Annotated in this window: 9 protein-coding genes; all 9 read left to right on the top strand. The window is 60.2% G+C overall.

What is annotated here, in order from left to right:
* Positions 1-2 precede the first annotated feature (2 nt).
* The 9 genes from LGH74_RS09325 to LGH74_RS09285 all read left to right on the top strand — a co-directional run bounded on the left by LGH74_RS09325 (position 3) and on the right by LGH74_RS09285 (position 12,177).
* Positions 3-809, top strand: a complete 807-nt coding sequence (locus LGH74_RS09325) for an FtsL-like putative cell division protein (protein WP_226174957.1) — start codon at positions 3-5, stop codon at positions 807-809.
* On the top strand, positions 793-3,108 hold the full coding sequence (locus LGH74_RS09320) for a penicillin-binding protein (protein WP_226174955.1): 2,316 nt from the start codon (positions 793-795) through the stop codon (positions 3,106-3,108). The genes LGH74_RS09325 and LGH74_RS09320 overlap by 17 nt, the downstream gene beginning before the upstream one ends.
* Positions 3,109-3,213: 105 nt before the next feature.
* Complete coding sequence (locus LGH74_RS09315; protein ID WP_226174953.1) at positions 3,214-4,674, top strand: UDP-N-acetylmuramoyl-L-alanyl-D-glutamate--2,6-diaminopimelate ligase; 1,461 nt, start codon at positions 3,214-3,216, stop codon at positions 4,672-4,674.
* Positions 4,675-4,815: 141 nt separating this feature from the next.
* Complete coding sequence (gene mraY, locus LGH74_RS09310) at positions 4,816-6,036, top strand: phospho-N-acetylmuramoyl-pentapeptide-transferase (RefSeq protein WP_226174951.1); 1,221 nt, start codon at positions 4,816-4,818, stop codon at positions 6,034-6,036.
* Positions 6,037-6,137: 101 nt separating this feature from the next.
* Positions 6,138-7,523, top strand: coding sequence for a UDP-N-acetylmuramoyl-L-alanine--D-glutamate ligase (gene murD, locus LGH74_RS09305; protein WP_226174950.1), 1,386 nt, complete (start codon positions 6,138-6,140; stop codon positions 7,521-7,523).
* A 76-nt stretch (positions 7,524-7,599) separates the two neighbouring features.
* Positions 7,600-8,778, top strand: coding sequence for an FtsW/RodA/SpoVE family cell cycle protein (locus LGH74_RS09300; protein ID WP_226174941.1), 1,179 nt, complete (start codon positions 7,600-7,602; stop codon positions 8,776-8,778).
* A 90-nt stretch (positions 8,779-8,868) separates the two neighbouring features.
* On the top strand, positions 8,869-10,008 hold the full coding sequence (murG, locus tag LGH74_RS09295) for an undecaprenyldiphospho-muramoylpentapeptide beta-N-acetylglucosaminyltransferase (RefSeq protein ID WP_226174939.1): 1,140 nt from the start codon (positions 8,869-8,871) through the stop codon (positions 10,006-10,008).
* A complete protein-coding gene (gene murC / locus LGH74_RS09290; protein ID WP_226174936.1) occupies positions 10,005-11,429 on the top strand; it encodes a UDP-N-acetylmuramate--L-alanine ligase in 1,425 nt (474 codons plus the stop codon). Before murG ends, murC begins: the two co-directional genes overlap by 4 nt.
* Positions 11,413-12,177: a cell division protein FtsQ/DivIB gene (locus tag LGH74_RS09285; protein WP_226174927.1), complete on the top strand. Its 765-nt coding sequence runs from the start codon at positions 11,413-11,415 to the stop codon at positions 12,175-12,177. Before murC ends, LGH74_RS09285 begins: the two co-directional genes overlap by 17 nt.
* Positions 12,178-12,193: the final 16 nt, after the last annotated feature.

Below are 12,193 nucleotides of genomic sequence, written 5' to 3'. Positions count from 1 at the left end.
TTTTGGCTACCAATACCCTCAAACCCGTCGCTAATACGCCGCCCCGGGCCAACGTGCCCCGGGAGGTAGCACCGCCACCAGTGGTGCCCGAGCCCACGCCCGTGGCGGCCGAACCCGAACCTGCGCCCGCGCCACGACCTCCCAAGCGCGAAAAGGCTGCCCCGCGCAGTACCTGGAGCGTATTCACGCTGCTCGACCGCCTCACCAGCGTGGATAGCATTTTTCGCGAAGGTCTGCCCGTGCAGTACCTGCCGCACGTGCTGTTTGTGATGTTTCTGACGCTGGTTTACATCGGTAACACCCACTGGGGCTACCGCATGAACCGCAGTATTCAGAAGCTGAAGCTGGAAACCGAGGATTTGCGGGCCGACTACACCACCCTGAAATCGGACTACATGGAGGCCAGCAAGCAAAGCGAAGTGGCCCGTAAAGTGGCGGCTTACGGCCTGGTCGAAAGCTCATCGCCGCCGTTCCGCATCACCGTGCCCGCCGGCCGCCTCGATGAGGCCGAGCTGGAAGCCATGCCCGTGCTGACTGCCGATTCTCTAGCAGCGCTGTCGGCTGCCGACTCCCTGGCCTTGGCCGATTCGGTGAAGCCCGCCCGCCCGGCCCGCATGGTAGCGTCGGGTCATAGCTCGACCAGCCACGCCACGGCCGCGCGCCCTTCGACCCCGAAAAAAACTACCCGGAAACCAACAGCCGCCCGGTCGGCCGCTAAAAAGCCTACGACTAAAAAGCCGGTGGCAAAGAAGCCAGCAGCCAAAAAAACCACCAAACCTTCCAGTCAGAGCCATGAAAGGAAGCGTTAAGAAATCCATTGTTACCCGCGTACGGCTGGCGTTTCTGGGCGTCTGCCTGTTTTCGGCCGCCATTATGTGGAAAGTGTCGCGCATTCAGTTTAAAGAAGGCGACCGGTGGCGCGCCCTGGAACAGGAGCGGCGCATCGTGTACCAGCCGGTGTTTGCCACCCGCGGCAACATCTATTCCGATAACGAAAGCATTATGGCCACCTCGCTGCCCTTTTTCCGGGTGGCCTGGGACCCGAGCGTGGTTGATCGGAAAACCTTCGATAGTGGCGTCGATTCGCTGTCGTTGCTGCTGTCGCGCTTTTTTGGCGACCGGAGCCCCGAGGAATACCGGCGCAAGCTGAAGAACGCCAAGAACTCGAAAGCCCAGGTGCGCTACCTGCGGCTGAATTCGCGGCAGATCAACTACCAGGAAAAGAAGATGCTGGCCCAGTGGCCCATTTTCCGGGCGGGCAAAAACAAAGGCGGTGTGCTGTTCGAGAAGGTCGACAAGCGGTTCCGGCCCTTTGGTGGCCTGGCCCAGCGCACCATCGGCTTCCTGAACGAGGATAAAAACGGCGCGGGCCTGGAGTTTACCTACAACCGCCACCTGGCCGGCAAAGACGGCGAGGCGCTGTTTGAGCGTCTGCCCGGCGGCAACAAGCCCATCTACGACGGCACCGAAGTAAAGCCCCAGCCCGGCTATGACGTGAAAACCACGCTCGACATCAACCTGCAGGACGTGGCCGAAAATGCGCTTTACAAGTCGCTGGTCGACAACAGCGCCCAGTACGGCTGCGTGATTCTGATGGAAGTGCAGACTGGCGAAATCAAGGCCGTGGCCAACCTGGGCAAAGTGGCCGACGGCGTGTACCGCGAAGACTACAACTACGCCATTGCCGACCAGGGCCGCACCGAGCCGGGCTCGACCTTCAAGCTGGCCTCAATGATGGCCTTGCTGGAAGACAACAAGGATTTGTCGCTCGACGACACGGTGAATACCGGCCGCACCGGCTCGATGCGCATTGCTGGGGCCGTGAAAACCGACACCCACGCCTACGGCCGCCTGTCGGTGAAGCAGGTGATTGAGAATTCCTCCAACATCGGGGTGGCCAAGCTCATCAACGACCATTTCTCGCCCAATCCCAGCAAGTACACCGACTACCTCAAGAAGTTCGGGCTCGACAAGCCGCTGGGCTTCCAGATGGCAGGTGAGGCCCGGCCTTATATTAAAGACCCCACGGACCGCTCGTGGAGCCGTACCTCACTGAGTACCATGTGTATCGGCTACGAGCTGAAGTTGGCCCCACTCCAGACGCTGGCCTTCTACAACGCCATTGCCAATAACGGCGTGAAGGTGCAGCCCATGATTGTCAAGGAAATCAAGCAGGCTGACAAGGTGCTGGAGAGGTTCGAAACCAAGGTGCTGAACGAGCGAATCTGCTCGGAGGAAACGGTGGCCAAGCTGCGCGAAATGCTGGAAGGCGTGGTGCTGGCTGGCACCGCCCGCGCCATCCAAACGCCCGACTACACCATTGCGGGCAAAACCGGCACGGCCTGGAAGTTCAAAAACGGCCAGTATACCAAGCAGTACTCCACCAGCTTCTGCGGCTACTTTCCGGCCGATAATCCCAAGTACAGCTGCATCGTCGTGGTCGATTCGCCGAAGGGCGCCAATTGGTCGGGAGCCCAGGTAGCTGCCCCGATTTTCCGGGAAGTGGCCGACAAGGCTATGGCCCGCGACATGGCCAGTCAGCGCCCCTTGCTGGCCCGGGCGCCTTCTAATAAATCGAAAGTGCCGTATGTGCGGGCTGGCCTACAGGATGAACTGACGCTGGTGTGCCAGAAGCTGGGCGTGAGCAACCATTCGCAGGCCTCCGGCGACGACTGGGTGCGGGCCGACCGCGCCGACTCCAACGTGAATGCCGTAGACTGGAAACCCGTAGCCGTGCGCCCCGGCCGGGTACCCGACGTAACCGGCCTGACCCTGCGCGACGCCTTGTTTTTGCTCGAAAACCGGGGCCTACGCGTGAAAGCCCTGGGCACCGGCCGCGTGCGGCAGCAGTCCATTGCGGCGGGCAGCGGTATCCGGCGCGGCTCCGTTGTCACGCTGGAGCTGGTCCCCATTGGCAGTAAGTCGGGGGACGCGCCTAAGGCGCTGCCCGCCCCGGCGCCCACTCTGCTCACGGAGAACAAGCTTATTACCGCCGTCGACCAGGACGAGGCCAAGCGCATCAAGGCCCTGAAAGCCAAACGCCTGGAGCAGTACCGCATCAGCCAGCAGGCTGCCAAACGAGCCGAGGCCGGTAAACCCAAGGCCTAGCACCGCGTAGGCTGACCGGCTTCGACCGCCAAAACACAGAATCGAAACATCCCGAAAAAGCGGCTTGCCGGCCGCCCCACTTGCTTGACCAACGCCGATAACCATTTGCTTTCCTCTTTGCTCAGCGGCGTGGCCGTGCGCGCCCAGGCTGGTCCCGCCGACGTTACGGTAGCGGGCCTCACCTTGGATTCGCGCCAGGCCCGGCCGGGTACTATCTTCTTCGCGCTGCGCGGCGCCCAGACCGACGGCCACCAGTTCATTCCGAAGGCGGTGGAGCAGGGCGCGTCGGTAATCGTGTGCGAGGAGCTGCCCGCCGAAACTGCTGCCGACACTACATATATACAGGTGGCCGACAGCGCCGAGGCTATGGCTTATATGGCGGCGGCGTTTTACGGGCATCCGTCGCGGCAGCTCAAACTGGTGGGCATTACGGGTACCAACGGTAAAACCACTTGCGCCACGGTACTACACAAGCTGTTCCGGGAGCTGGGCTACCACGTAGGGCTGCTGAGCACGGTGCAGAACCAGATTGACGAGCAGGTAATTCCGGCCACCCACACCACGCCCGATGCCATCCGGCTGAACGAGTTGCTAGCCCAGATGGTGGCTGCCGGCTGCACCCACACCTTTATGGAGGTCAGCTCGCACGCGGTGGTGCAGCACCGCATTACGGGCTTGCAGTTTGCGGGCGGTGTGTTTACTAACCTCACCCACGACCACCTCGACTATCACGGCACCTTCGATAACTACCTGAAGGCCAAAAAGGGCTTTTTCGACGGCCTCGGCAAACAGGCGTTTGCCCTTACCAACGCCGACGACAAGCGCGGCCCGGTGATGCTGCAAAACACCGCCGCCCGCCGCGAAACCTACTCCCTGCGCGGCCCGGCCACGTATCGGGCGCGGCTCATTGAAAACGCCGTGCACGGTCTGCACCTCGATGTGGACGGCCGCGACGTGCAGTTCCGGCTGATTGGCGTGTTCAACGCCTACAACCTGCTGGCCGTGTACGGGGCGGCGGTGCTGCTGGGCGAGGAGCCGATGGAAGTGCTGACCACGCTGTCGGGCCTGACCTCGGCACCCGGCCGCTTCGAGCCCATTCTGGCCGAGAAGACGCGCATTACCGGAATCGTAGACTACGCCCACACGCCCGACGCGCTGGAAAACGTGCTCGACACCATTGCCGATATTCGCCAGCCCAGCCAGCAGGTAATTACGGTGGTGGGCTGCGGCGGCAACCGCGACGCGGCCAAGCGCCCCATTATGGCCAACCTGGCCTGCAAAGGCTCCAGCCGCGTGGTACTCACCTCCGACAACCCGCGCTTCGAAGACCCCAACGACATTCTGCAGCAGATGCAGGCCGGCGTGCAGCCCGCCGATCTGGGCAAAGTCCTGACCATTGCCGACCGGCGCGAAGCCATCAAAACGGCCGTGGCCCTGGCCCAGCCCGGCGACATTGTGCTGGTAGCCGGCAAAGGCCACGAAAACTACCAGGAAATCAAAGGCGTCAAGAATGATTTTGACGACAAGCAAGTGCTCCAGGAAATGTTTGACTTGCTGGGAAAATGAAAAAACACGTCATGCTAAGCGCCGCCGAAACATGACGACTACTAGAAAATCTGCAAAAACGCAACAGTTGCCCAACCCCAAAAAAGCCAAACCTTTGCAGCTTGGAATAACTCCACCGAAGACCCGCTGACCCCCGCGCCAATGCTTTATTACCTTTTTGACTTTCTCGACAAGCACTACAACCTGCCAGGCGCGGGCGTGTTCCAGTTTATCTCGTTTCGGGCGGCCATGGCCGTTATTACCTCGCTCATCATTGCCCAGCTCTTCGGCGCCCGCCTTATTCGGGTGCTGCAGATGAAGCAGGTAGGCGAAAGTATCCGGGATTTGGGCTTGGAAGGACAGATGGCCAAAAAAGGCACTCCCACCATGGGCGGCCTGATTATTCTGCTGGCCATTCTGGTGCCGGTGCTGCTATTTGCCAAGCTCGATAATATCTACATCGTGCTCATGCTGCTCAGCACCGTGTGGCTGGGCCTCATCGGCTTCTTGGACGACTACATCAAGGTGTTCCAGAAAAACAAGGAGGGCCTTAGTGGGCGCTTCAAGGTGCTGGGCCAGATCGGGCTGGGCATTACGGTGGGCTGGGTGCTGTTTTTCAGCAAGGACGTGACCGTGCGCCAGTATCTGCTGCCCAACGGCCAGCTCTCGGCCGTGGACGCCAGCACCGTGTACCAGGACGTGAAGCTGATGATTACGACCATTCCCTTCGCCAAAAACAACGAGCTCAACTACGGCAACCTGTTTGCCTACGCCGGCCCGTTTTTCAACGGCCTCTACAGCTTCCTCTACATTCCCATCGTGATTCTGATTATCACGGCCGTGAGCAACGGGGCCAACATCACCGACGGCCTCGACGGGCTGGCGGCCGGTACGTCGGCCATCATCGGCGTTACGCTGGCTATCCTGGCTTTCGTTAGCGGCAACGCGTTGCTGGCTGATTACCTGGATATTATGTTTATTCCCAACTCCGGGGAGCTGGTAATCTTCTGTACGGCCTTCGTGGGTGCCTGCATCGGCTTTTTGTGGTACAACAGCTACCCGGCCCAGGTTTTCATGGGCGACACCGGCTCGTTGGCCATTGGCGGTATCATTGCCGTGCTGGCCCTCATCATCCGCAAGGAGCTGCTGATTCCGGTGCTCTGCGGCGTATTTCTGATTGAAAACCTCTCGGTGATGGTGCAGGTGGGCTGGTTTAAGTACACCAAACGCAAGTACGGCGAGGGCCGCCGCCTGCTGCGCATGTCGCCTTTGCACCACCACTACCAGAAGCTAGGCTACCACGAATCCAAAATCGTGTCGCGCTTCTGGATTGTGGGCATCATGCTGGCCATCTTCACGCTCGTCACGCTCAAGCTGCGCTAACCTTTAAAACTCAGAAGTCAGAGCTTATACCTTAGACTTTTGGGACGGCACTCTTTCTTCTATCTGAGCTCTAAGCTCTGACTTCTGAGTTCTCACATACCATGTCTAAGAAAATCGTCATTCTCGGCGCTGCGGAAAGTGGAGTAGGGGCCGCGCTACTGGCGCAGGCTAAAGGCCACACCGTCTTCGTTTCGGACCAGAGCCCGATTCAGCCTTTATATAAGGAGAAGCTGACGGCGGCCGGTATCCGCTTCGAGGAAGGCAGCCACACGCTGGAAGAGATTCTGACGGCCGATGAAGTCGTGAAAAGCCCCGGCATTCCGGAAAAGGCTGCGGTCATTCAGGCCCTGCGCGACAAGCAGATTCCGGTCATTTCCGAAATCGAGCTGGCCGGGCGCTACACCCAGGCCAAGTGCGTGTGCATTACGGGCACCAACGGCAAAACCACCACCACGCTGCTCACCTACCACCTGCTGAAGGAAGCGGGCCTGAGCGTGGGCCTGGCCGGCAACGTGGGCTACAGCCTCGCCGAGCAGGTTATCGACGATAAATTCGACTACTACGTGCTGGAGCTCAGTAGCTTTCAGCTCGATGATACTTACGACTTCCGGCCCTGGGTGTCGGTGCTGCTCAACATCACGCCCGACCACCTCGACCGGTACGACTATTCGCTGGAGAAATACGCCCACGCCAAGCTGCGCATTGCCCGCAACCTGGACAGCAGCGGCTATTTCATCTACAACGCCGACGACGCGGTGATTCAGCAGGAGTTTACCTCCGTGTTCAGCGAGGCCAACCTGCTGCCCTTCAGCCTGCACCACCGCCCCGACTATCACCTGGCCGGCTACTACACCGCCGAAAACCGGCTCTGTACCAACCTGGCCCCCGGTATGGAAGGGCGGAGCATGGAAATCAGCACGGCCGGCTCGCCCCTCATCGGGCAGCACAACCGCCAGAACACGCTGGCCGCCGTGCTGTGCGCCCGGGTAGCGGGCTTGTCGGAGCAGCAGATTGAAAGCGGCCTGGCTACGTTCCGCAACGCCGACCACCGCCTGCAGCCCGTGGGCGAAATCAACGGCGCAACCTTCATCAATGACTCGAAGGCTACCAACGTGGAAGCGGCCTGGTATGCCCTCGACGGAATCCGTCAGCCCATTATCTGGATTGCCGGCGGCACCGACAAAGGCAACGACTACACCAGCCTGCTGCCCCTGGCCAAAAGCCGGGTAAAGGCTCTAATCTGTCTTGGCATCGACAATGAAAAGCTCAAAGCCAGCTTCGGCAGCATTGTGCCCCACCTCGAAGAAACGCAAAGCATGGCTACCGCCGTGCGCCGCGGCGCCGAGCTAGCCGCCCCCGGCGACGTAGTGCTGCTCTCTCCCTGCTGCGCCTCCTTCGACCTGTTCAAAAACTACGAAGACCGCGGCCGGCAGTTTGCAGCAGCGGTTGCCGACTTCGGTAATGAGGGTATGCGGGTGGGAGGGTAGAAGTTTGTCCTTCTCCTTACTCATTCATACCGCTACCTCCTGCCCTCATACCTGCTCACCCTCATTAACTTATCACATGGACCCGATCAAAACCTGGCTGCAGCGGAATCTGAAAGGTGACCCGATTCTGTGGGCCATTGTGATTCTGTTTTCGCTGATCAGCATTGCGGTGGTGTACTCGGCTACGGGCACGCTGGCGTACAAGAAGATGAGCGGCAACACCGAATACTTCCTCTTCAAGCACACCAGCCTGATTTTCGTGGGCCTGTTCTTCATGTGGCTGGCCCACCGCATCGACTACCGCTACTACTCGCGCCTGTCGCTCTACGCCCTGCTGATTTCGGTGCCGCTGCTGCTGTTTACCTTCTTCATGGGTTCCAACATCAACGAGGCCTCGCGCTGGCTCACCATTCCGGTTGTCAACCAGACCTTTCAGCCCTCTGACTTAGCCAAGCTGGCGTTGATTTCGCATCTGGCCAGCATGCTCAGCCGCCGGCAGCAGCACGTCAATGAGTTCAAAACCACGCTCTTGCCCGTAATGATCTGGGTGGGTATCATCTGCGGCCTGATCATCCTGACCAATGCCTCCACGGCGTTGCTGCTGTTTGCTACCTGCCTGTTGCTCATGTTCATTGGCCGCGTGCCGCTCAAGCAAATGGCCGTCATGGTGGCCATCGGAGCCGTGGTAGGCGGCATCGGGCTGGCCTCGGGGCAGCGTTTCAAAACGGTACAGTCGCGCATTGAAAACTTCACCGACAAAACCAAGCCGGTGCCTTTCCAGCTCGAGCACAGCTACATTGCCATTGCCACCGGCGGCATCACGGGCAAAGGCCCCGGCCAGAGCACCGAGCGTAACATCCTGCCCCACCCGTATTCCGACTTCATCTACGCCGTTATCATCGAGGAATACGGCCTGGCCGGCGGGGCTTTCGTGCTGTTCCTGTACCTGGCCTTTCTCTATCGGGGGCTGAAAACGGTGATGAATAGCTACGGGGCTTTCGGCGGGCTGCTCTCGGCGGGCCTGGCGTTTAGTTTGGTCTTGCAGGCCATGGTCAACATGGGCGTGGCCGTGGGCCTGGGCCCGATTACCGGCCTGCCGCTGCCACTGCTGAGCATGGGCGGCACCTCCCTGATTTTCACCGGTATCAGCATCGGCATTATCCTCAGCGTGAGCCGCGGGGAGCGGGAAATACGGCCCATGACCGGCGAGCCGGAGGATACCATCCGCATCCCGAAGAAAACCGCTTACGCTTAAATCAAGCGTGGAATTGTGAAAGGTGAAATTGTTAATCCATAACCTGCCATTTCGCTCTTCACAACTTCACCTTTCACAGTTTCACTACCAGTGCCCAAAACGACCCTCTATAGCGCCTCTTCTCAGCCCCCCCGGCCTTACCGCGTGATTATCAGCGGTGGGGGCACGGGCGGGCATATATTTCCGGCCGTGGCCATTGCCAACGAGCTGCGCCGCCGCCAGCCCGATGCCGAAATCCTGTTTGTGGGCGCCCACGGCCGCATGGAAATGACGCGCGTGCCCGAAGCTGGCTACCAGATTGTGGGCCTCGACATTGCCGGCCTGCAGCGCCGCCTCACGCCCCAGAATCTGCTGTTTCCGATGAAGGTGTTCCGCTCGGTGCGCAAGGCCGGCAAGCTGCTCGAAGAGTTCAAGCCCGATGCCGTAGTGGGCGTGGGCGGCTATGCCTCGGCGCCGGTGCTGCTGGCTGCCACTTCGCGTAATATTCCTAGTCTGATTCAGGAGCAGAATTCCTACGCGGGTCTGGTCAACAAGCTGCTCAGCCGCCGCGTCGACCGGATTTGCGTGGCCTACGACGGAATGGAGAAGTTCTTTCCCACCGATAAGCTCGTGCTGACCGGCAACCCCGTGCGCACCGAAATTACCAGCGGCAGCCGGGCAGAGGCCCTGCAGTTCTTCGGCCTCTCGCCCGAGAAAAAGACGCTGCTCGTCATCGGCGGCAGCCTCGGGGCCCGCACCCTGAATGAGGCCACGGCTGCCGCGCTGCCCCGCCTGCGCGAGGCCGGCATTCAGCTGCTCTGGCAAACCGGCAAGCTCTACTACCCCCAGGCCGCCGGCCAGATTCAGCCTTTCGCCGCCGACCACCTCCAGGCCCTGGAGTTTGTGCAGCGCATGGACCTAGCTTACGCCGCCGCCGATGTGGTTATCAGCCGCGCCGGGGCGTTGTCGGTGTCGGAGCTGTGCCTCACTGGCAAGCCTAGCATCTTGGTGCCTTCGCCCAACGTGGCCGAAGACCACCAAACCAAAAACGCTATGGCCCTGGTCAGCAAGAAAGCCGCGCTGCTGGTAACCGACGCTGAGGCTCCAGTCCAGCTTTACGACGAAGCCCTGCGCCTGCTTAGCAATCCTGACCAGCAACTCGAACTGAGCCGCAACCTCAGCCCGCTGGCGTTTCCGCACGCCACCGAAACCATCGTGGATGAACTTTTAGCCCTTGTAGCCCGCGTATGAATCCCGTAGCCGCATTTCCGAACGTCTATTTTCTGGGTATCGGTGGCATTGGCATGTCGGCCCTGGCGCGCTGGTTTCAGGCCAACGGTCACCGCGTGAGCGGCTACGACAAAACCGTGACGCCCCTGACTGAAGCTCTGACTTCCGAAGGCATCCGGATTCACTACGACGACGCGGTAACCAGCATTCCGGCTGAAGTGCGTGACAACCGCGCCCAGACGTTGGTAGTCCTCACGCCCGCCATTCCCAAAGACCACCAGGAATGGGCCTGGCTGCGGGAGCAGGGCTACGACATCCGCAAGCGCAGTCAGGTGCTGGGCTTGCTCACGGCCGGCCACTACACCATTGCCGTAGCCGGCACCCACGGCAAAACCACGACCAGTAGCATGGTAGCCCACCTGCTGCACCACGCGGGCGTCAACTGCTCGGCTTTTCTGGGCGGTATTGCCGTCAACCTGGGCTCCAACCTGCTGCTGGCCCAGCCCGGCGACCCGAATGCACCGGTAGTCGTCGAAGCCGATGAGTACGACCGGAGCTTCCTGACTCTGCACCCCGATATTGCCATCGTCACGAGCACTGATGCCGACCACCTCGACATCTATGGCAACAAAGAGGCGCTGGTCGAGTCGTTCCGGCAGTTTGTGGCCCAGATCAAGCCCGGCGGTACGCTCATTCTCAATCACACTGCCGACCAGAGCATTGCGGCTGCCGTAGCCGAAGGCGTGCGGGTGATTCGTTACGGCCTCTCACCCGAGCAGGGCCCGGAGCTCTACGCCGACCACATCACCGCCCAGGGCCACCAGTTCCGCTTCGACCTGCACGGCCCGCTCGGCGACGTGCCGCAGTTGCAACTGGCCGTGCCCGGCTACCACAATGTGGAAAACATGCTGGCCGCCTGCGTGGTTGCTCAGCTACAACTCGTAGGGCAGGAGCAGTTGAAAAGTGCCGTAGCGGCGTATCGAGGCGTAAAACGCCGATTCGAATTCATCATAACAGCGGGGGAGAAGGTATACGTGGACGACTATGCCCACCACCCGCGTGAAATAGAAGCCTTCCTTCGCTCGTTACGGGCCCTCTACCCCGGCAAGCGGCTGCGGGTCGTGTTTCAGCCCCACCTCTTCACCCGCACCCGCGACTTTGCCCCCGGCTTTGCCGAAAGCCTGAGCCTGGCCGATGAGGTGGTGATGCTGGCTATTTACCCGGCCCGGGAGCAGCCGCTGGAAGGCGTGACCTCCGAATTGATTTTGTCCCAAATAACGGCGCCCCAAAAGTCGTTGCAGACCAAAGAACAAGTCCTGGCCTCGGCGGCCATAGACGAGAATTTCGACGTATTAGCCACCGTCGGCGCTGGAGATATTGACCAGCTTGTTCCCCGGCTAAGGAATATTTTAGATATTCGCTGGAATGGAGTTGAAGCGTAAGGCCAATAATCTGATTTTCGCTACCGGGTGCCTTGTGCTGCTCTCGGCGTTGGCGGTGTTTGCCGGGGTCCGGCAGGCCAGCCGACCCGTGGGCAGCGTCATCGTGACCATCGGCAACGAATTCAACAACTACTTCATCAGTGAGCGGGAAGTAACGGCCCTGCTCACCCGCAACGGCGGCCAGCGCCTGGAAGGCGCCCACCCCGATGACCTCGACCTCAAGGCGCTGGAAGCACGCCTCAAGGCCCACAGCTTCGTGCGCGAGGCCCAAGTGTACCGCGACCTGGCCGGCAACCTGCACGCCGACGTGCGCCAGAACCGGCCCATTGCCCGTCTCATCCACGCCGATACCCGCCAGGATAGTTACCTCGATGCTGAGGGCAAGAAACTGCCGCTCTCGTCGTTGTTCACTGCCCGCGTGGTGCCCATTTCCCGGCTGGGTGGTGGGCCGCTCCAAGCTGGCTTTTTCCAAGATTCCACCGGGCGTCAGTATCTTGAGTTTTTGCGCTATATTGATGAACACCCGTTCTGGCGAGCCCAGGTAGCCGAGGTATTTATCGGCCCCAATGGCAAGGTTTCCTTTACTCAACAGGTAGGCGACCAACGAATAGAATTTGGCTTTCCGGAGAATATTTCGGAAAAATTTGCGAAACTGATGGTATTTTACCGTCAAATTCCTCCGGTCCTGGGCTGGGACACGTACCACCGTGTCAACGTTGAGTTCAAAGACCAGATCATCTGTGAATAAGGAATCCTTGCGTAAA

The sequence above is a fragment of the Hymenobacter lucidus genome (assembly GCF_020447265.1).
GTDB lineage: Bacteria > Bacteroidota > Bacteroidia > Cytophagales > Hymenobacteraceae > Hymenobacter > Hymenobacter lucidus.
This window is presented reverse-complemented; position numbering and strand designations above follow the sequence as displayed.

Excerpts from the sequence above, each read along its gene's own strand:
- mraY (WP_226174951.1), top strand. The coding sequence starts at position 4,816 with ATGCTTTATTACCTTTTTGACTTTCTCGACAAGCACTACAACCTGCCA.
- murC (WP_226174936.1), top strand. The coding sequence starts at position 10,005 with ATGAATCCCGTAGCCGCATTTCCGAACGTCTATTTTCTGGGTATCGGT.
- LGH74_RS09300 (WP_226174941.1), top strand. The coding sequence starts at position 7,600 with ATGGACCCGATCAAAACCTGGCTGCAGCGGAATCTGAAAGGTGACCCG.
- LGH74_RS09285 (WP_226174927.1), top strand. The coding sequence starts at position 11,413 with ATGGAGTTGAAGCGTAAGGCCAATAATCTGATTTTCGCTACCGGGTGC.
- murD (WP_226174950.1), top strand. The coding sequence starts at position 6,138 with ATGTCTAAGAAAATCGTCATTCTCGGCGCTGCGGAAAGTGGAGTAGGG.
- LGH74_RS09320 (WP_226174955.1), top strand. The coding sequence starts at position 793 with ATGAAAGGAAGCGTTAAGAAATCCATTGTTACCCGCGTACGGCTGGCG.